The sequence below is a fragment of the Sphingomonas sp. BLCC-B65 genome (genome assembly GCF_028550675.1).
Taxonomy (GTDB): domain Bacteria; phylum Actinomycetota; class Actinomycetes; order Actinomycetales; family Microbacteriaceae; genus Microbacterium.
The window spans coordinates 1,627,127-1,648,590 of the sequence record NZ_JAQQGL010000001.1; the positions used below are offsets into that span (position 1 = coordinate 1,627,127).

10 protein-coding genes are annotated in these 21,464 nt (G+C 71.7%); all 10 read right to left on the minus strand.

The window, feature by feature from the left end:
* Positions 1-4: 4 nt before the first annotated feature.
* The 10 genes from PP359_RS07770 to PP359_RS07815 all read right to left on the minus strand — a co-directional run bounded on the left by PP359_RS07770 (position 5) and on the right by PP359_RS07815 (position 21,341).
* On the minus strand, positions 5-4,513 hold the full coding sequence (locus tag PP359_RS07770) for a type VII secretion EssC family protein (RefSeq protein ID WP_499250267.1): 4,509 nt from the start codon (positions 4,511-4,513) through the stop codon (positions 5-7).
* Positions 4,510-5,307 (minus strand): FHA domain-containing protein, encoded by a 798-nt coding sequence (locus PP359_RS07775; protein ID WP_036319079.1) that lies wholly within the window; start codon positions 5,305-5,307, stop codon positions 4,510-4,512. Before PP359_RS07775 ends, PP359_RS07770 begins: the two co-directional genes overlap by 4 nt.
* Complete coding sequence (locus tag PP359_RS07780) at positions 5,304-6,974, minus strand: serine/threonine-protein kinase (RefSeq protein WP_499250268.1); 1,671 nt, start codon at positions 6,972-6,974, stop codon at positions 5,304-5,306. Before PP359_RS07780 ends, PP359_RS07775 begins: the two co-directional genes overlap by 4 nt.
* Positions 6,971-8,410 carry an FHA domain-containing protein gene (locus tag PP359_RS07785; RefSeq protein WP_499250269.1) on the minus strand — a complete coding sequence of 480 codons (1,440 nt, stop codon included), beginning with the start codon at positions 8,408-8,410 and terminating at the stop codon, positions 6,971-6,973. Before PP359_RS07785 ends, PP359_RS07780 begins: the two co-directional genes overlap by 4 nt.
* Before the next feature lie 11 nt (positions 8,411-8,421).
* Entirely contained in the window at positions 8,422-9,264 is an 843-nt protein-coding gene (locus PP359_RS07790; protein WP_294981068.1) for a PP2C family protein-serine/threonine phosphatase, read from the minus strand.
* Entirely contained in the window at positions 9,261-10,433 is a 1,173-nt protein-coding gene (locus tag PP359_RS07795) for an RDD family protein (RefSeq protein WP_378793671.1), read from the minus strand. The genes PP359_RS07790 and PP359_RS07795 overlap by 4 nt, the downstream gene beginning before the upstream one ends.
* Positions 10,426-12,849: a transglutaminase TgpA family protein gene (locus tag PP359_RS07800; RefSeq protein ID WP_499250270.1), complete on the minus strand. Its 2,424-nt coding sequence runs from the start codon at positions 12,847-12,849 to the stop codon at positions 10,426-10,428. Before PP359_RS07800 ends, PP359_RS07795 begins: the two co-directional genes overlap by 8 nt.
* The gene (locus tag PP359_RS07805; RefSeq protein ID WP_239498513.1) at positions 12,846-14,165 is read right to left on the minus strand and encodes a DUF58 domain-containing protein; all 1,320 of its coding nucleotides are present in this window, start codon (positions 14,163-14,165) and stop codon (positions 12,846-12,848) included. The genes PP359_RS07800 and PP359_RS07805 overlap by 4 nt, the downstream gene beginning before the upstream one ends.
* A 65-nt stretch (positions 14,166-14,230) precedes the next feature.
* A complete protein-coding gene (locus PP359_RS07810) occupies positions 14,231-15,202 on the minus strand; it encodes an AAA family ATPase (RefSeq protein ID WP_112932281.1) in 972 nt (323 codons plus the stop codon).
* 37 nt (positions 15,203-15,239) lie between these two features.
* Complete coding sequence (locus PP359_RS07815; protein ID WP_499250271.1) at positions 15,240-21,341, minus strand: Ig-like domain-containing protein; 6,102 nt, start codon at positions 21,339-21,341, stop codon at positions 15,240-15,242.
* Between the last annotated feature and the right edge of the window lie 123 nt (positions 21,342-21,464).

The window sequence follows — 21,464 nt, forward strand, 5'->3', positions numbered from 1 at the left end:
GCGGTCATGTCTGCGCCGCCGAGGAGGCGAGGGCGCCCGACTCGACGCCGACCGGGACGTCCCCAGCCACCAGCGGGAACTGGATGCGCACGGTCTTGCCGCGATGAGCCAGGATTCCGCGTCCCACCGGGAGCTCGCCCCGCACCAACCGGGGGAACGGCGTCTTGAGGACGACCTCGCCGTCGATCGTCTCCGGCTGCAGCACGACGCCGCGCCGCGCGGCCTTGATCTCGCCGAGCAGCCCGAAATTCGTCGTCCACTCGCTCATCTCCCCAACCACGACGAAGAACACCTCACCGCGACCGGCGCGTTTGACGAGCGTGGAGAGATTCATCTCGATGATCGACGTGGCGAACTCTCCGATGCCCTCCAGCACGACCAGCGGCACGGGTCCGCCCGCCTGGGCGCGGTCGGCCGCCTCATCGACGGCGCCGAGCACCGCCATGGCCGCCGAGGGAGACTCAGCGGTCGCGGTCCACGCGACGACGTCCTGCACGGGCGATCGACGGTCGCCGATGTAGAACGCGGGCGTGTCGGGCCGCGCGCGCAGCGTCTGCCGCGCGATCGCGGCGGCGGCGGTGGAGCGGCCCGCGCCGGGCGAGCCGGCGACGATGAACGTCCCGCTCGCCTCGATCCCGTACGGGCCGAGGTCGAGATCGGACAGACCGATGGCGACGCCCGCGGCGGTCGTCGCCGGCAGGTCGTCCGCACCGTACTCGACGGGCAGTGCGCGGATGCCGGGAGCGGGCGTCGTGCCGCGTCGCGTCATCGCTTCGGCCATCCGATCGATCGCGAGCGACTGGTCCTTCGTGCTCGACGTGCCGCCGATCACGGCGATCTGCGCCTCGTGGTCGTCGACGATGGCCCGACCGGGCGCCGCGTCGGGGCCGAGGATGTCGCGCGGCATCCCGAGGAGCGCATAGCCGTCTTCGTCGGCCATCCGCAGCACGATGCGGCGTTGGATCATCGCCTGCAAAGAGGTGGGCACGCTCTGGCCGCGGTCGGCGGTGAGGGCCACGTGGATGCCGAGCCCGCGACCGTCGGTGAGCACCTGCTGGAACGCGCGGTAGGCCTCGGCGCGACCGGGCACACCCTCGAACGCGGAACGGAACGCGGGGAAGCCGTCGACGAGCAGGAGGATGCGCGGCTCGTCGGGGCGGCCGGCGAGAGCACGGTACTCGGTGAGCGTGGAGGCGCCCGCCGCCGCATACGCGTCACCGCGACGGTCGAGCTCGCTGCGGAGCGTGGCGAACAGGCGATCGATGCGTTCCGTGTCGTCGCCGGAGATGACGGCGCCCACGTGCGGCAGCGACTCGAGCATGCGCAGGCCCCCGGTCGCGGCATCCAATCCGTAGACGTGGACGGGGCCGCCGCGCGGGGTGATCCCCGCCGACACGGCGAGCGTGCGCAGGGTCACGGACTTTCCCGAGCCGCCGGTGCCGAAGATCGCAAGGTGGCCCTCGGTGTCGGGCTCGAAGAAGAAGGGCACCTGGTCCTGCCGCTCGGGCACATCCACGACGCCGAGCACCAGCCGGGCGTCGGTGCGCTGGTGCAGCTTGGTCTGGTCGAAAGTGGTGGCCAGCTCGTCGAGCCACGGCCGACGCGGCGGCGCGATGCGGGCGAGCTGCGCGGCGTCGCCGAAGCGCGCCACGAGCAGCTGCTGATCGTTGGGGCCGAGATCCTCGGTCTCGGCGGGCGCCTCGACGGCGGCCTTCTCCCACACCGGCGCGTCGCCGAGCAGGAACGGACGCACCTCGACGGCGGGTTCGGCTTCGGCCCGGAGGCTCCACCCGCCCGAGTAGGCCGACTGGAAGAGGTTCATGCGGCCCGGACCGGTCTTTGCGATGCCGCGTCCCGGGATGCCGGGATCGAACAGTGCCGCCTCCTTCGAGCCGATGACGTCGTCGGAGTCGGTCTCGTCGGCCATGCGCAGCGCGACGCGGAGGTTGGTGTTGGCGCGCAGGTTGTCCTTGATGACACCGGCGGGGCGCTGCGTCGCCATGATGAGGTGGATGCCGAGCGAGCGCCCACGTTGGGCGATGTCGACGACGCCGTCGACGAACTCGGGCACCTCCTTGGCGAGTGCGGCGAACTCGTCGATGACGAGGACGAGTGCGGGGGGAGCGTCGGGGTCGGCGGCCTTCTCGAGCTCGAGGAGGTCTTTCGCCTTCTTGCGGTTGAACAGGTGCTCGCGGTGATGCAGTTCGGCGCGGAGGCTGGTCAGCGCCCGGCGGACCAGATGGGGGCTGAGGTCGGTCACGAGGCCCACGCAGTGGGGCAGGCTGACGCAGTCGGCGAAGGCCGAGCCGCCCTTGTAGTCGACGAACAGGAACGTCACGCGCTCGGGGCTGTACTCGGCGGCCATGCCGAGCACCCAGGCCTGCAGGAACTCGCTCTTGCCCGAGCCGGTCGTGCCGCCGACGAGGGCGTGCGGACCCTGCTGGCGCAGATCGAGGTGCAGAGCGCCCTGCGCGCCCTGTCCGACGAGGGCACGAAGCTTGGGCTGGTAGCCGGCGCCGGAGCGCGTCGCACGGATCGACGCATTCTGCGTCCACCGGTCGATGACGGCGTCGGCGCTCGTCGCCATGTCCGACCCCAGCAGCTGCAGCAGGGGGATGGTGCGCGGCACGTCCCCGGCGTCCTCCGCGACATCGCCGATGTCGGTGATGCGGGCGAGCGCCCGGGCCACGACGCCGAAGCGCGCGGCATCCAACGCCTCCACGCGCAGCGGCGCGATGACGGTGCCGAGGCGCACGAAGTTGGCGCTCGCCTCCCCGTCGGCGGGAAGCTCGACCCACGTGCGGCAGGCGGCGGGCAGGTCGGACACGCGCGACGTCGCCCACACCGGGATGACACCGCTGCCGGCGGCACGCTCACTCAGCTGGATGAGTCGCCCCCGGTCGACGGGCGCGTCGGGCGTGATGATCACGACGTATGCCGGAAGCGGCATCTCTTCCTCGCGCCCCCGCGACTCGCCGACCTCGGCGCCGGCGGCGGTCGCGGCATCCGTCGCCTTGAGCGCCCGCAGACGCCGCAGCTGCTTCGTGCGGGTGTCGACCAACTCCTCCAGCTCGGCCAGCAGGCGCGACGCGGTCGCCGCGTTGTCGGCGATGGGGGCCGTGCCGAGGGCGTCCTCGGCGGCCCACGTGTGGGGCAGCCACTTGAGGTCGGCAAGCGCCGCACGGGTGGCCGGGCCGACGAAGGCGACGATGTGGACGTCGGACGGCGCGTGCAGCCCCGCCGTCTGGGCCAGCAGCGCCCGCGCCGTGTCGCCGACGCGCGCCGTCGAGCCGGCGATGCCGATCGCGCCGGCCTCGGCCAGCGACTCGAGGATCGGCACGTCGTCGACCTCGCGGAACGCGTCGACGACCTCGTCGAGGCGGTCGACGTACGACGGGATCGCCGCGTCGCGCTTCGTCGACTCGGCGACGGAGTTGCGGCTCGGGGCGGTGCCGTCGCCGAGACGGACGTGCAGGAACGACCAGTGCTCGGGCCGGCGCGTCCACACCAGGGGCCCGGCGGCGAGCGCGTCGGCGCAGATGGGATCGAGCTCGGGCACCTCGCCGCGGCGGACGCGGCGCTCGGTCTCGCGCTCCTGCTCGAGGCGGCTGGACAGGCGGGTGAGCTGCTGCTCGAAGCGGTCCTTGTCGCGCTGCAGCTGCGCGCGGCCCTGCAGGCGCGTCGTCAGCCAGGTGCCGAGCATCAGAAGCGGGGATGCCGCGACGAACACGAGCGCCATCGGATTCTTCATGACGAAGAAGAGCACGACGCCCATGATCACCGGGGCGATCATCGCCAGCCACGGGAACATCTGCGGAGCGGGCGGTGCCGGCAGGTCGGTGCCGGGCAGCTCCTCGCCGAGATAGCGCGCCTCCACCCGCGGCGAGCGCACGAACGGCACCTGCCGCCACGTCGAGGGCGCCGCCGTGGCGTCGGCGGGGGCCGCCGTGATGCGCAGGCGCGTGTCGCCCAGCACGGCGTCGATCTGGCCGTCGGCGGCCGTCAGGTAGGTGACCGGCGCCCCGTCGACGAGGATGCCGTTGGCGGAGTTCAGGTCGACGAGTTCGGCCCGGCCCTGTCCGACCTCCAGCCGCGCGTGCCGCTTGGAGACGAGCGGGTCGTCGAGCACGATGTCGCACTGGGGGTCTCGTCCGATGATGACCACCCCGCGCTGCAGCGGGATCGTGGTGCCGGCACCGGCACCCGAGGCGATCTCGACGTCGCCGAGCTTCTGCGGAGGCTGATAGCCGGTCGGCACGATGCGCACGGCCGAGCCCGCACCCAGCTGGACGTGCGAGACGGATGCCGCGGCATCCAGCACCTCTCCCGGGCCCGGAGCGATCGTGCCGAACGCCTCGAGCGTCACCTCGTCGCCCGCCGCCGCGCCGCCGCCGCGCGGATCGAGCTCGGCGATGGTGCGTGCGAGGTCGCCGACGGTCGCATCGGCATCGGCGTTGATGACGAGGTCTTCCGGCTCGCCTCCGGGGCGGACCAGCGTGGTGCGCAGCTTCATCCCTGTTCCTTCCTGCGCGGTGCGTCATCGGCGGCGTCGCGATCGTACGCCGCCGGGTCGTCCAGCATGGCGAGGTCCTCTCGCACCACCAGTCGCGAGGCGACGGCGTGCTCCACCAGGCGCACGCGGCGGTTCGTGGCCGAACTGGTCACGCCGCCGCGCAGGCCCGGCACGCCCTGACGGTCGAGCTTGTCGCAGACGTTGTCGAGCTTGCGATTGAAGCGGGTGATGCTCCAGCCCAGGCGCTGCGCCGCAGCGGCCGAGCTGGGCAGCTCACTCATCCCGGTGCCCTCGCGCCGCAGCACCGGCTCGGCCAGAGCGAGGATCAACAGCTTCTGGCTCGGTGTGAGGGGAACGGCGCCGATCGTCGACTCCCCGTCGAAGACGCTCTCGGGCGCCGTCTCGCGGAAAGCCGGCTGCGCCGTGTGCACGGACAGCTCGTAGGTGGTGGGACCGGCGCTGAAGACGACCGTGGTCACTCCGAACACGATCGGCAGGCGGGCGCCCGGGGCGAGTTGGGCCTGCACCCGCCCCTCCGTGTCGGTGACGGTGGCCGACAGGCGCGAACCGATGTTGACCAGCCACCACAGCCCGGCGGACTGCTCGATCGAGAGGAAGTGGCGGTGCAGGAACCGGTTGTCGTCGATCGCGAGATCGCCCTCCCGGCCGATCGTGAACCGTGTGCCCGACGGCACCGTGATGTACTCGCCCGCGAACTCCACCGTGATGTCGCTGCTCGCGGCATCCGCTGCGGCCTCGTCGAGGGGCGGAACCGTGTCGTGAATGTCGGTCATGGGACGCACTTCCGCATCTCGGTGCTCGCCACGCCGCTCTTGCGGACAAGAGTGACCGCGACGCAGGTGGTGCCCGCGGCATCCACGGGAAGGGACACCGTGGGCTCGGTGACCTTGCGGACGTCGCCGTTGCCGGCCAGCGTGTACGCGTACCAGAGGTAGCCGTCGCCGTCCTTCGGGTCGGGGTTGGTCCAGGTGAAGACGACGTTGCCGCCCTCGATCCGGCCGGCGAGCTGCGTCACCGCGGGAACGACGTCTTCGAACGGGTCCTGCGCGACGGCGGTCGTCGACGGCGTCGGAGACGCCTGGGGCTCGACGGCGGGCGCCAACAGGCTCGCACCGACGGCGACGGCCCCCACGACGGCGACGACGGCCGCGGCGATGCCGAGACCGATCCACAGACCGCGGCGGGACCGCGGTACCACCGGCTCGTCCCCGCCCGCGACGGCGTCGGCCTCCGGTGCGGTCGCCGTGCGTGCGGCCGCGGGATCGAGCGTGTGCGCCGTCACCGGCGCCCCGGCGGCGGGGCGGCGGATCGTCGAGGACGTATCGATGTCAACCTGCGGAGCGATCGAGACCGGACCGCGCAACAGCGTCGGCTCGGCCGTGTCGGCCGGGGCGGCGGAGGTGGATGCCGCGGGCAGGGTGCCCGTCGTCTCGGGCGCCCACGGGTTGTCCCTGTCACGGCGGCGGGTGGGGCCGGCGGCGGGGTTCGTGTTCGGTTCGATGCTGACGATGCCGCGGACCCGGGTGAGCTCGCCGTCGGCGTCGTCGTCGGCATCCTCGTGCGGGGCATCGTCGAGGATGTCGATCGGGGTGACCGAGTGGGCGAGTTCGATCTGCACGCGCTGCAGGGCACGGGCGAAGGCGAGGGCGGATTCGTACCGATCGCCCGGACGTTTGGCCATCGCGCGCTCGAGCACCAGTTGCAGCGAGGCAGGGGCGTCGGCCCGCGTCAGCGGCGGCACCGGCTGGGACTCGATGCGCTGGATGAGATCGGCGCCGCCGTTGCGGCCGCCGGGCTGCTCGAACGGCGAGCGCCCGGCCAGCAGCGTGTAGACGGTCGCGCCCAGCGCATAGACGTCGGTGGCGACCCCGGATCCCGGGGCGTCGCTGAACGCCTCCGGCGGCGACCACGGAATCGACATGCCCCCCGACGACTCCTCCGACTCCGCCGTCGTCGCGATGCCGAAATCGGTGAGCGCGGGGCGGTTGTACTCGGTGACGAGGATGTTGGCCGGCTTGATGTCGCGATGCAGGATGCCGGCGCGATGCGCGGTCTCGACGGCGGCCGCGACCTGCACACCCACCCGCAGCGCCTCGGCGACGGAGAACGCCGCCGTACGGGAGCGCACCTGCAGGTTGGGCCGCGAGCAGTACTCCATGACCAGGTAGGGCCGGCCGTCGTCGGACACGCCGGCCTGGTAGATCGTCACGATCGCCGGGTGTGTCGACAGCAGGGCCATGACGTTCGCCTCGGCGGTGAACTGCTCGGCCGAGCCCGAGGCCAAGCGGTCGGGCAGCATGACCTTCACCGCGACGCGGCGGCGGGGAAGCTGCTGCTCATAGAGATAGACGTCCGCGAACCCACCCGAGCCGAGCACGTCGACGTAGGTGAATCCGGGCAGGGCGGGCGGCGGTGCCGGCGGACGCTTGGCGGCGCTCACGGGAGGTCCTCGAAGGTCACGGTCACGTCATCGCCGAGATCGAGGACGTCACCGGTGACGACCATCGTCGGCTCGTTCGGGTGCAGCCGCACCGGTTCGCTGCCGCCGCGCAGCAGCACGGTGCCGTTCGTCGTGTCGAGGTCGGTGACGAGCACGTGCTCGCCTTCCGCACGGATCTCGACGTGGCTGCGCGAGATGTCCTGATCGGGGCTGTCGACCGCGACCAACGTCGGCAGGTCGGCTCCCGTGGTGCGCGTCGATTTCGGGCGACGGCCGATGATCACCGGGCGTTCGAGCTCGACGACCCGACCGGTCGACAGCCGAATGCGCCCGCGAGCCGGCCGGCGGGCGGGAACGTTGTCGGTCGAATCGAACGCGGGTCGCTCGGCGCGCAGCGCCCGCATCTCGGCGACGGCGATCGTCGCACCGTCGTGGTCGCCGAGGTCGCCGTGATCATCGCGTGGCGCGGGCTCGCGCTCCGGCGACGCGGGCTCGGCGGAGGCGGTTTCGACGTCGTCGAGGTGCGCGTCCTCGGGGTCCGCGACGACGATGGCGGCGGCCGAGACCGGGCGTGCGACCGTCTCGCCCCAGAGGAGGTCGTATTCGTCGACCGGGGGCGCGGCGGCATCCTGAACGTCGGTCGCCTCGGGGATCAGCGTATCGGCCGAGGTGTCGGCAGCCGGCGCCGCGGGCTGCGGCTCGGCGTCCGGCGCGGGCTGCGATACGGGGGCGCTGCCGAACAGCCCTGGCGGCACCGAATCGATGAGCGATTCCGAGGAGACGGCGGATGCCGAGGTGACGCCGACGGCCGGTTCTTCCTCGGCATCCGACGATTCCTCGGCGTCAGACGGCGCGTCGGCCGGGGCCTCGGCCGGAGCCACCGCGGGGGCCGGAGCCACCGCCGGGGCCGGAGCCACGGCCGGCGCGGAGGCTGCCGGCGGAACGGGAGAAACAGAGGGAGCGGAAGCAACGGATGCGGCGGCGAGGACGACCTCGACGAGATCGGCGCGCACCACTCCGGACTGCAGCGGCACGTCGGCCGCGGGTGCGTGCGTGCCCGGGTGCGGGGCGACACTCACACGCACGGCTCCCGGGACGAAGCGTTCTGCCCAGGTCGCCACTCCCCGTCCCGACACGGCCTCGGGGTGGTCGCCCTCCACGACGACCTCGACGTCACCGCGCACGGCCACGCGCGCACCGCCCGCCTCCGCGATCGCGAGTGCGAACGGCGGGATCGCCGTGAGGGACGTACCGAACGCACCCGTGAGCGCCTCGAGAACGGCACCGATGCCCCCCGCACCCAGCCCGCGCCACACGCCGGCGGCCGTCGCGGCCGACACGGCCGGAGACAGCAGCACGACGGCGTCGCCGTCGGCCGCGAGCCACCAGGCGTCGGTCGTCGTCGCCGGCCGGTAGTCGATCCGCGTCTTCGTCATCGCATCCGTCATCACACATCACCTCTCGTGCCCGCGCGCGGTCGGGTGTCGCCGTCCGCTTCGGCTCGGCGCGCCCCTGCGGGTGCCGTGTCGTACACGTCGTCGAAGCCGGCGACGTGCACGGCATCCACGACCACCGCGGTGACGTTGTCGCGTCCGCCGTGCAGCAACGCCTCATGGATCAGTCGCGTCGCCGCGGCTTCGGGATCGCTCTCCTCGGCGAGGATGTCGCGCAGACGATCGGCCGGCACCTCGCCGGACAGGCCGTCGGAGCAGACCAGGATGCGATCGCCCGGCTCGGCCGGCACCATCCAGTAGTCGGCCTGCCCTTCGCTTCCGGCGCCGATCGCCCTCGTGATCTCATTGCGGCGGCTGTCGGTCGCGGCGTCGGCGCCGGACAGCACGCCGGCGTCGAGCAGTTCCTGCACGACCGAGTGATCGACGCTGATCTGCTCGAGCACGCCCTGCGCGAAGCGGTACGTGCGGGAGTCGCCGACGTTCACGGTCAGCCAGTATCCGACCCCACCGACGTCGGCGACGACGACGCCCGACAACGTCGTGCCCGCCGCGCGTCCGTCGCTGGCGATCGCCTCCACACGCGACCGGGCGCGCCGCAGCGCCGCGCGCACCTGGTCGATGGCGAGACTCGCACCGCCGACCAGGTGGGCGAACTCGGCCACGACCGCAGCACTGGCGCGGTCGCCCGCGTCGTGTCCGCCCATCCCGTCGGCGACGAGGAAGAGGGGCGCCTGCGCGAGGTAGGCGTCTTCGTTCACGCGGCGGCGAAGACCCGTGTGCGACGCCGCACCGACGCGGACGGCGATCGGGGGCTCCGCCGGCGTGGCGTCGGTCACGAGGTCACCTCGACGGTCACCTGCCGGTCGCCGAAGACGAGCACGTCTCCGGCCCGGACGCGAGTGCGCTCGCCCGGCTCCAGCGGGAGGAGGTCGTCACCGCGGCGCACCGCGACCCCGTTGGTGGAGTGCCGATCGACCACCCACACCGCGCGATCGTCGTCGGGGATCATCTCGAAATGCGTCTTCGACAGCGACAGCGTCTCATCGCGCACGGGTGAGACCATCGCGCCCGTCTCGGGTGCGGGATTACGGCCGAAGAGCGTGCGACCGTAGAGCGCCTGCCGCGTTCCGTCGTCCCACACGAGGCGCGCGAAAGGACGCTCTCCGGTGGAGATCCGGGTCTCGTCGATGCTCTCGATGACCACGCCGGCACCGGATACGGGCCCGCGATCGGCGGCCGGCGCGCCGGAGACCGGCGGCGTCGCGTCGGACACCTCCACCGTCGGCAGGCCGGGTGCGGGCGCGGGCGCGGGCTGATCGAGTCGGTCGGCGTCACTCACCCCGGGGACGAAGGAGATGACGCCGCTCGCGAGCGGAGTGCTCCGCACCGGCGCGGGAGGCTCGGCAGGCGACCAGCCGCCGAGTTCGGGCGCCGGCGCCTCCGGCAGAATCGGGGCAGCTGGCAGCACCGTCGGCGCCAGACTCGACGGGGGCGACGGGGGCGCCGCCTCGGCGCGGGAATCTGCTGCCGGCACCGGCGAGCGGCCGGCCACATCGGTCATGACGGCCCCCACGGCGCGGTCGTGCCATCCCCGGTGCCACGGCGACGAGTCGAAGAGCGGGGAGAAGTACCCGACGACGATCGCGCCGCCCAACGCCCAGACGAGGTTGCGGCCGAGCGCGCGGCCGAAGCCGAGGCGCGATGCCGGGGCCGACGCATCGACCGCCCCACCCTCCCGCACGAGTCGCAGCCCGAGCGCGCGCATGCCGAGCGAGCCGGCGCCGGCCTGCATCAGGGTGTAGACGACGAACCAACCGAGACCGATCACGTACGCCAGGGCCACGGCCAGCGGCAGGGGCAGTGCCCCTCCGGTGCCGAAGGAGATACCGGCGAACACGCCCACCGCGATCAGCAGGACGACCATCCCGATCGCCGCGTCGATCAGGTAGGCGCCCACCCGCCGGCCCACCTGTGCCGGGCGCCGCACGAGATCCAGATCAGTCATCGGAGGACTCCGTTCCACGAGGGCGGATGCCGCGGCGCACGCGCGCGACGACGGCGCCACCGGTGCCGGCGATCGCCTGGCCGAGGGCGTGCCACGACCAGCCGCTGCGGCGCAGCGACCGCACGCTCAACCGTGCGCGAAGGCGCTGCCAGACGGTCGTCGATCCGCGCATCTGGCCGACGATGTCATCGACTTCGCGCCAGAAGGCGTCGACATCCTCGGGTGCGGGGTCGCCCGGACCGAAGACATCCACATCGGCGCGGGTGGCGAGCTGCGTGACGCGCGGGTCGTCGAAAGTCGAGCCGACGACGAGCGCGCTCTCGGCACGGGTCGCCCCGATCGCCACCGGAGCCCGCAGATCGACGGCCGAATCGACCAGTTCGTCCCAGCCTCCCGAGATGCGGTCCGCGGTGCGCTCGGCGTTGCGGCGGCGCGCACGGCGCACGCCCTTGATCACGCCCATCACGATGAACGGCGCCGCCAGCAGCAGGAGGATGCCGAGGGTGAGGCCGCCGTACAGCAGCACGGGTCCGAGCCAGCTGAGGTCTGCGGCCTGCTCCTCGTCCTGGTCACGGTTCTCCGCGATCGCCGGGGGCAGGTCGGCGGGCTGCTGGGCGGGCGGCGGCGGCTGGAGCACCTGCGGCTTCGGGTTGGCCTTCGGCTTGGTCGACTGGTCGTTGGGCTTGTTGTCCTCGTCGGGGGTGGGATCGAACGGAACCCAGCCGTAGCCCTGGAAGGCGATCTCCACCCACGCGTGCAGGTTGCCGCCGGTGGCCGTGAGCGTCGGACCGTCCTGCGGGTGCTTCTCGTCGGCGTGCCAGCCCATCACGACGCGTGCAGGCATGCCCAGCTGCGTCGCCATCAGAGCCATCGCGACGGCATACTGCTCGTCGTCGCCGACCATCTGGTCGCCGCCGAAGAGCGACGTGATGCGGTTGGCCCCGTGTCCCGACAGCGAGACGACGTCGTCGCCCAGGCCGTGGCTGAAGAAGCCCTGCGTGTGCAGGTAGCTCTCCAGTGCCCGCGCGCGCTCGATCGGGGTGTCAGCGCTGGCGGTGGCCTTGGAGGCGATGTCGGCGATCTTCTCCGGAATGCCCGTCTGCTTCGGCATCTTGAGAGCCGCGAACGGCACGTCGGCCAGCGCCGTGTCGCTCGGGAGGTCGGGGATGACGGTGTCGATCGTGTACGCGTCGCCGGATGCAAGCCCCGCAGGGGCGACGGCGGTGCCGGTGGCGTCGTTGAAGTGCGTCGTGCGGGCAAGCTCCGATGCCCGCGGGCCGTCGAAGGTGAAGTCGCGGACGGCGCCCACATCGGGCACCCACACTCCGCTCAGGTCGCCGATCTCCACCCGCAGCGTGGCTGCGGTGCCGGTCGCCGCGGGAGACATGTTGGAGCGGATCGGGGTGAACGCGCTGGAGGAGCCGGCCCCGTCGTCGGACACGTTGTAGACGATGCCGTCGTACGCGTCCATCGTCGCCAGCCGCACGCGGCCGTCCTTGGGCAGTCCCGTCACGGTGAACAGGGTCTTGTCGGCGTCGTCGCGCACGTAGCCGCGGAAGGACTGCAGCGGACTCGGATAGTCGGTGATGTCGAACGGCGGCACGATGAAGTCGCGCAGGATGTACCGCGGCGGGGTGGCAACCGCGGCGGTGGCGATTCCCGCGGCCGAGGCGACGGCGAGCACGATCCCACCGGCGACGAGTCGGCGCGTGCGCGAACTGCGCACCGCCCCGGCATCCGAGGCCCCCGCCGCCTCGATCCGCAACGCGGCGCGGTCGTGGTCCCACGCGCGGCGCAGCGCGAGCCAGACCGTCGCGACGACGGCGAAGACGATGCCCTGGACGAGCGGGGCCGCGGGCTGCGCGACACCCAGCAGGATCGTCGCGACCAGCACCGCGAGCGCGGGCAGCAGAGCCCAAGCGCCGTGGCGTGCCCGGAGAGCCAGCGATCCGGTGAGGACGGCGCCGACGAGAGTGAGGATGAAGGGGACCACGAGATGGCCGTCGGATGCCGCGACCGGCGGCACCGTGGTCAGCAGCTGCTTCCACGACGTGATCGTCCCGAGGGCGAGCTGCTGCAGGGTCTCCAGCGTCGGGACGACGCCGAGCAGCGCCGTGTGCGGCAGCGCGAGCGCACCGCCGAAGACGACGTAGGCGCCGATCGTCGCGCCGGCCAGGCTCAGCACCCCGAGGCGCCACCGGGCTCCCGCCCAGGCCAGCGCCAGCCCGAGAGCGAGCCCGCCGACGCCGGCGACGAGGTACTGCGGCGAATCGAAGGTGGGGGCGAACCCGACGATCGACACCGCGAGCAGCACGGCGGCGGCGGTCAGGTCGAGAGCGAGAACGCGCGGCTCGATCGTCGCCGCCTGTGCAGCGGGGCGCGGGGCGCGACGCGGCAGCCGCGGGCGCGCGCTCACGAGAGCACCTTCCGGACGGCCCGCGGCAGCTGGTCGAGCGCACCGACGGTGACGACGTCGGCCTCGCCGATGCGCTGCAGTGCCGGTGCGTCCACCCGGGTGTCGGCGACGACCGCGAGTGCGCGCACGCCGAGCGGCAATCGTGAGCAGGCGAGGCGGAGTTCGGCCGCGTCGGTGCGCGAGCCCGTGACGAGCACGACGACCGCGGCATCCGGTGCATGGGCTGCGATGCCGCCGGCGAGCGCGACGATGCCGCCGAGCCGGGCGCGCGAGTGCCCGAGCATCGAGAGCTCGTCGAGGAAGCGACGGGAGCTGAGCGAGCGCAGCGGCCCCTGCTGAGTGCGCGCATCGAGGACGCGGGAATCTCGCAGGGCGCGCAGGCCGATCGACCCGGCGACCGAGATGGCGAGTTCGAACTCCGCCGCCTCGCGATACTCGTCGGGAAGCGTGGACAGGCCCACGACGAAGTGCGAGCGGCGCGTCTCTTCGTACTGGCGCACCATCACCTCGCCGACCCGCGCGGTCGACTTCCAGTGCACGTGGCGCAGGTCGTCGCCGGGCTGGTACTCCCGCAGCGCGTGGAAGGACACGTCGTCGCGCGCGAGGTGCTGCACCGGCAGACCCTCCAGATCGCGGAGGTGGCCGAGCGACAGGCCCTCCAGCGCCGTCGTCTGCGGGTGCACGTACAGATCGACGGCCTGGCGGCGGTCGTGCGCCCGTTCGAACAGCCCCAGCGGGTCGCCGCGGCGAACGCTCACCGGTCCGACCGAGAGCACACCGCGTGTCGTCGTCGGAATCGCGAAGACCTCTTCGTGCTCCTCGTCGGGCGCGAGGCGCGGCACCTGGAAGACGCCGCGACCGGCGCCGACGGGAAGGATGACTTCGGAGGGCAGCAGCGTTCGCGGCGTGCGGTTGGCGAGCATGAGCCCACCGACGGCGCGTTCGCCCACGACGACGCGAGTGCGCGTGAGGTCGAGCCCGATCTCGTACGTCGTGCGGCCGAAGAGGAAGCCGAGGCTGATGATCAGGGTCACCGTGATGACGGCCGCGATGACGAGGAACTCGCGCCAGCCGTAGGCGAAGGCCAGCCACCAGACGAGCACGGCGGTCGCGATCAGCACCCACCCCAGTGGCTGCACGACGTCGCCGATCGCCCGCAGCACGCGGACGACGCGGCGGCGCACCGCGTCGATGCGCTCCCGCCGGCGTTCGGCCGCGGTGGCCTCCCGGGGAGCGACGAGGGGCGCGTCGGCTTCGCCCTCGGCATCCGACGTCGGCGGCGTCGGGGCGACGGGCGCGGCGGCGTCCGCGGGCACGCCGGAATCATCACCCCGTCGCCGCGCGCGGCGCGACGGGGTGAGAGTGTCCGGTGCCGGCGACATCAGCTGGCGGCCCGCGCCAGGGGGGCCTCCACGGCGGAGACCGCCCGCTGGACGATGCTCTCGGCGGTCGTTCCGGAGAACTCCGCCTCGGGGTCGAGCACGAGGCGGTGCGCCCACACCGGCACGGCGAGGGTCTTCACGTCGTCGGGCACCACGAAGTGGCGACCCTGCGCGGCCGCGTAGACCTTGGCGACGCGCATCATCGAGATCGCTCCGCGCACCGAGACGCCGAGGCGGGTCGCGTCGGACGCGCGCGTGTGCTCGACGAGCTGCGCGGCATACCGCGCGACCACGGGGTCGACGTGCACGGTGGCGGCAAGGTCCGCCATGTCGGCAACCGCGCTCGTGGTGATGATGGCGCCGAGGGATGCCGACGGGTTGCGGTCGACCGCCCCCGCGAGGATCCGCTCGGTGACGGCGAGCGTCGGGTAGCCGATCGAGGTCTTCAGCATGAAGCGGTCGAGCTGCGCTTCGGGCAGTTTGTACGTTCCCGACTGCTCGATGGGGTTCTGCGTCGCGATCACGAGGAACGGTCGACCCACCTCGTGGGCCACGCCGTCCACCGTGACGCGCGACTCCTCCATGACCTCCAGCAGCGCCGACTGCGTCTTGGGCGAGGCACGGTTGATCTCGTCGGCCAGCACGATCGAGGAGAAGACCGGACCGCGGTGGAACTCGAACCGGTGGTTCTGCTGGTCGTAGATCGTGACGCCCGTGACGTCGGAGGGCAGCAGGTCGGGCGTGAACTGGATGCGCGTGCTCGTGCCCTGGACGGAGGCGGCGATCGCCTTCGCGAGGCTCGTCTTGCCGGTGCCCGGGGCGTCCTCGAGGAGCACGTGTCCCTCGGCGAGCATCGCGGAGAGCACCAGGCCCACCACCTCCCGCTTTCCCAGCAGCGCCTGATCGACATTGTCGACGAGACGCGTGAAGGTGTCGCGGAACCACGCGGCCTGTTCGGGGGTCATGCTCATTCGTTCGTTCCTTGCTGTCGGACTGTCGTTGTCGAGGTCAATTTCGGGGCCACCACTGCTTCTCCGTATCGACGGAGCCACCCCATCCGAGGATGTCGACCCACACGTTGTAGCCGTCGGCGCCGCTGTAGCAGTAGAGCTCGACCGCACCATCGCGGGGAAGGTCGAACGCGTAGGTGGTGCCGAACTTGTGCGCCCCACCGGAGTCGTTCCAGCACTCGATGCGGTAGTTGCCGGCATCGAAGTTCCGCGTGTTGACGACGAAGTGGTAGCACCCGTTGACACAGCCCGCCGCTTCGAAGTTGCCGCGCGTGACCCACACCCGAGGCTGCGGAGGCGGCGGGGCATCGACCGTGCGTGCCGAGTCGGACGCCGTGGTGGTCTGGCCGGCCGCGCTCGTGCGGACCTCGATGCTGTGCGTCTCGCTGTAGCCGTAGCCGCGCGTGATCGAGCCGCTCGCGTCACGGCTGACGAGGCCGCCGTCGATGTACACCTCGGTGCCGATGTCGCGCCCGTTGCGGGACGGCGACGACCACGAGTACGTGATGTTCGTCCCGGATGCCGAGGCGTTCGCCGACGGATTGCCGATCGGGCCGTACGGCGACACGGCGTTCGAGTCGTTGGAGGCCCCACTGGCGTAGGTGCTGCCGTCGACGGTCGAGACGGCGCGCACGCGGATCGTGTACGTGCCGTTGTTGTTGACCTGGCCGTTGCCGATCGTGCCGGCGCCGTTGGTGCCGCCGCCGACCCAGTCGCCGCGCCAGCCGCCGCCGTTCACGGAGTACTGGTACTGGATCTCGTTCGCGTTCGCGCCGTTGCCGGAACCGGCCTGCCACGTCACGCTCACCGTGTTGTTGCCCTCCGTGGCGGCGACGCCCGTCGGTGCCGCCGGAGCGGTGACACCGCGGCGCGGGGCGGACTGCGGGCTGCGGTCGCCCCAGCCGGCCTTGTTCTGAGCGCGGACGTCGAACGTGTAGTCCGTCGTCGAGGTGTCGACCTTGACGGCCTGGCTCGTCTGGCTGCCCGAGACCGGGATGGTGTTCACCACGGAACCGCCGCGCAGGACGCGCAGCTCGTACCCGGAGATCGCGTCGCCGTTGTTGGCGGGCGCCTTCCAGTCGACCTGGATCTGGGCTTGCGAGCCCACCGGCGACAGGAGCGTCGTCGTGGGCGCGGCGGGCGCGTCAGGCTTTCCGGCCGGCACCATCGACGCCGACCAGGGGCTGAACTCGCTCGGATCCGGCGCCTTGTTGTGGGCGCGCACGCGCACCTGGTACGACGCCCCGTTCTCGAGGCCGTCCCAGACGATCGAGGTTCCGGTGACGCCCGTCTTCTGCACGATGCCCGATGGCGGCGCCGGCGAGATCTCCAGCGTGTACGACGTCACCGGCGAGCCCTCCGAGCGCGGCGGAACCCACGACACGGTGAGGCTGCGGTCGCCGAACTGCAGCGTCGGCGGCGCGGGGGTGTCGGGGCGCACGTCGGGGCGTGCGGTCTCCGACGGCAGCGACGGGTCGGACGTGCCGACCTTGTTGCTGGCGGTGACCACGAAGTTGTACTCGACGTTGTTGGTCAGCCCATCCAGGGTGCACGTGGTCGACGCGCACTGCTTCATGTAGTTGTTCGCCGTCGAGGTCACGGTGTACCCGGTGATCGGCGACCCGTTGTCGGTCGGCGGGGTCCACGAGAGCACGACCGTGCGGCTCTGGATGCTGGAGACGACGGGGCGACCCGGGGCATCCGGCTTTCCCTGCACCGTGATGCGGATGCGTCCCTCGACCGCGCGGTCGGGGTCTCCGGTCGCGTCCATCACGCGGTAGCGCGCGATGACGGTGCCGACGAACGATTTGTCGCTGGTGACCTCCACCCGGTCGCCCTTGACGGCGACCTGGGCCTGCCCGGTCTCCAGCACCGCGTTCTCGATCTTGAGCGGGGTGTCGGGGAACGGGTTGACGTCGTTGGCGAGCACGGGCACCGATTCGGTCGAACCCTGGGCCGACTCGGCGATGACGTCGTCGTTGGCGCTGGCCAGCGGCCGCGTCGACGCGGTGACGGTGATCGAGATCGTCGCTTCCGCCGGCGTCGTGGTGCCGTCGTCGGCGGTGACCGTCAGGTCGGCGCGCGTGCCCTTCTTCGTGGATGCCGCGGCCGACACCTTCAGCTGTGTGCCGTCGACCGAGGCGGTGAGTCCGTCGGGCGTGGAGCCCTTGATCGCGAATTTCAGCTTGCCCTGATCGCCGGGGTCGGGATCGGTCGCCAGCGCCGCGAGGTCGAGCACGGTGGCATCCTCGCCGGGCGCGACGTTCATGGAGGCGCCGAGCATCGTCGGCGACTGGTTGTCGGGCGGCAGAACCGTGATCGGGATCGTGAGCGTGGCCTTGCGCCCGGTCGGGTCGTCGGGACCGTCGCCGTCGGTGACCTCGAAGGTCAGTGCGTCGGAGCCGAAGTAGCGGTCGGCCGACGTGTAGACGAGCGTCTGCTGATCCTTGATGAGGTTCGCGCCGTTGGCGTGCACCGCCGACACCTTGGCGGCCTCGGTGATCACGACGCTCTTGCCACCGGCCGCGCGTACGTACTGCGACAGCGGAAGATCGATGGTCTCGCCGCTCTTGACCTCGACGGGTTTGGTGGAGATGAGACTCGGCGGCAGCTCCGACAGCGCCGGCACCCGGATGAACGCAGAGTCGGTGAGACCGTCGGGGTCGGTGACCGTGTACGTGATGAGCTGGCGCTGGTCGGTGACCTGCACCCGCACGGTGCCGTCCGCGCCGACGCGGGCGTTGTCCCCGCCCGCACCGAGGGTCACCGTGAGATCGCTCTTCGTGCCGTCGGGATCGTCGTCGTTCTCGAGCACCGCCACATCGGCCGTGGTGCCGTCCTTGACGTCTTCGGCGCGCACGCGGTCGTCGCGGGCGATGGGACGCTCGAGCGGAACGTTCGGGTCGACGGTGATCTGCACGCTGGTCGAGGCCCGCGCGCCGCGCGAGTCGGTGATCGCGTACTGCAGCGACGTGTTCATCTGCTCGTTCGGAGCCGTGATGAGCAGATACTTCCCGCTGACGCGCGCCTTCAGGCCGGGGACGTTCGGCGGCAGCGTCACCGGGTCGTCCTGGGCGAAACCGAACTCGTCGCCGTCGGGGTCGGAGTCGTTGGCGAGGACCGGCACCGCGACCTCGCGTCCCGGGCGGATCGTCACCGTGTCGCGCACCGCGTAAGGCGCCTGGTTCACGGATGCCGCGGGTGCGATTCCGACCTGCACGGTGGCCGTGGCGTCCTTGCCGAGGCTGTCGCGCACCCGGTAGGAGAACCGGTCGACGCCCGCGGAGTCGCCGAACGCCTCGTAGGTGAACGAGTTCGCCCCGGTCTCGACGATGCGCCCCTTCTTCGGCGCGTCGGCGATGCCGACCAGCTCGACCGAGTCACCGTCCTGGTCGATGCCGTCCAGCGGCACGGGGATCGTGACGGTCGAACCGCTCAGCGTGCGCGCGGTGAGATCGCGCGGCTTCGGCGCGGAGTTGGCCTCGTCGTTGCGCGGCAGGATCTGGATCGTGACGTACCCCGCGTCGCGCTGACCGGTCGAGTCGACGGCTTCATACGTGACGTAGACGGTCTTCGGGGTGTTGCCGGCACGGAAGCGGACCTTGTCCTCGGAGACGAAGGCCTCGCCGTCGGCGGGGTCGACCAGCGGCGGCACGAGATCGGGGGCGACGTGCATGGTGTCGCCGTTGGGGTGGTAGTCGTTCGCCAGCACGGGGATGGTGACGGTGTCGCCGACGCGTACGACGGCCTGGTCGTCGTTGGCGACCGGCGGGCGCAGCTTCGCGGGCGGCGGCACTGGGATCACGACGATCTCGCCCTCGGCCGTGCGCGAGCCGTTGGAGATCGTGTACCCGACGCGCACCTGCTTGCTGAGTGAGCCGATGTCGCTGATGCGCACGGTCTCGTGGCCCAGCACCGCAGCGGCGACGCCGGAGCCGGGGACGGAGCTGACCGACTGCACCACGAGGATGCCCCCGGCGGGATCGGTGTCGTTGGACAGCACGTTGACGAGCACGTCGCCGCCGACGGGCAGCAGAGCCACGTCGCGCACCGCGACGGGTGGCAGGTCCTCGTTGGATGCCGGGAGCACATCGATGCGGACGAGACCCGGAACGGAGTTGGGGCCGGCCGATACGAGGTACTGCGGATAGTACGTGCCGGGGCTGGAGGCCGTGAACGTGAAGGTCTTGTTCGCGAAGTCGGGGACGATCGTCGCGCCGGGCACCTCGTCGACGCGGGTGAGGCGCAAGGGCTCACTGCCGGAGCTCGTGTCGTTCGTGAGCGGAGAGACCGTCACCGTGCGTCCGACCTGTGTGACGACGTGGTCGGAGTTGGTCACCGGCACGGTCGTGCCGAGCGGGCGGATGTCGTAGCGCGCGATGCCGGCGCCGTCCGCCGTGCCGTCCGACACGACGATCGGCACGTCCTTGCGCCCCTGGACGCCGCCGATCGCACGGTACGTGATCTGCCCATCCGGCGTGAAGTCCGCCTCGTCGCCGCCGTCGGCGGCGACGTCCTTGAGGAAGATGTCATCGCCGTCGGGGTCGATCCAGTCCGACAACACGTTGTACGAGGCCGTGCCACCCGACTCGACGGTGATCGGCGTGGTGCGTTTCTGCACCGGCGCCGCGTTCACATCGAACGGGTGCACCGTCACCGTGACCGTCGCGGTGGCTTCGCCGCCACGACCGTCTTCCACGGTGTAGCGGAAACTCGTGGAGCCGGTCGCTCCCTCGGGAGCGGTGAACTGCAGCGCCGCGCCGTTGTTGATCGGCTCGACACTGCCGAACGCGGGGGTCGAAGCGGGTGCGGCGACGAGGACGTCGCCGTCGGCATCGGTGTCGTTGTCGAGGACGGGCAGCACCGTCGTGCGGCCGGGGCGCACCCCGTACTGATCGTCCTGTGCGATCGGCGGGGTGTTCTGGTCGGTGCGCTCGGGGAGCGTGGTCTGCACGGTCTCCTCGGTCGTCTTCTCCTCATCGTCGCCGTCGCCCTCGGGCGGCGTGATGTCCTGCCAGTTGTCGACGCGCTGCATCGAGTCCGAGGCCATCCACGCGGCGCCGCCGAAGACGTCGTTGAGCACGACGACGTCGCGATTGACCCGGAAGCGCAGCACGCTCGTCGCCTCGACGCCGGGAACGTCCCGCGCGGCGTCGTCGGCGTCGCCGGGACAGTCGCGGACGAACCGTCCGCTGCCCGACCAGGCGCCGTACGCGCAGCCGGCCACAGAGACCGGCTCGGCGGGCGTGCCCTTCGAGCCGCCGGCCTCGATCGTCTGGGGATCGCCGCCCCCCGTGGGGATGCGCACCAGCGACGTCGGCGTTGCGAGGGTGACGGCGTCGGCCGTGCCCGACGGTTGCTGGAGCACGGCGTCGCCCGGCACCTGCACGCGCAGCCCGTCGCCGCCGTAGAGCGTGTCGGTGTCGTGGTCGAGCACATACGGCGTGGTGCCGACGACGGTCAAGGAAAGCTTGTGGTCGGCCGTCACACCGGGAAGATCGCGCGACGACTTCTGCACCGTCGTGCCGTCGTCTCCCTGTCCGTACGAACGGACGGCGGCCTCCGACGCTGAGGCAGCGTACACCGTGCCGTCGACGCCGACGGCGACCTTCGCGTTCTTGCCCTCGTCGGCGACGGGTTCGGTGCCCTGGGCGCCGATACCGCTGATGGCCGTGAACGGGCTGGTCCAGAGTGCTCCCGTGGGCTCGATGACCGCGACGGTGTCCGCGCCCATCGCGACGGCGGCCCCGGGCTTGAGCTCGGCGGAGTCCGACATGATGACGCGGGCGGGATCGACGGCAGCGATCGACGACGCCGTCGAGTCGACGACGAGCACACGGGTGCCGCTCTGCAGGATGTCGTAGTCGGACGTACCGGCACGCAGGCCCCCGTCGAGCACGCGCGAGGAGTGGTTGAAGTGGCCGATCAGCAGGCTGGACTGCTTCGTGACCCACACACCGCCGTCATTGAGGTCGACCTCGGTGGTCGGCTTGCCCTCGTACGACACCGCGAAAAAGCCGACCACGAGAGCGGCCGCGGTGACCGCGGCGGTCGAAATCAGCGTACGCGGACGCGCGCGAAGCCACGCAAAGGACTTCATTGTGGGCTCGGCTCCCCTCCGGGCTCGTATTCATTTGCGTGGCGTCGGGACCTGTTGCTGAAGCAGGCGCACACGTCGTGCAGACCCGGATAGCCTACGTCACGAAATCAACGGCTGCGTGCC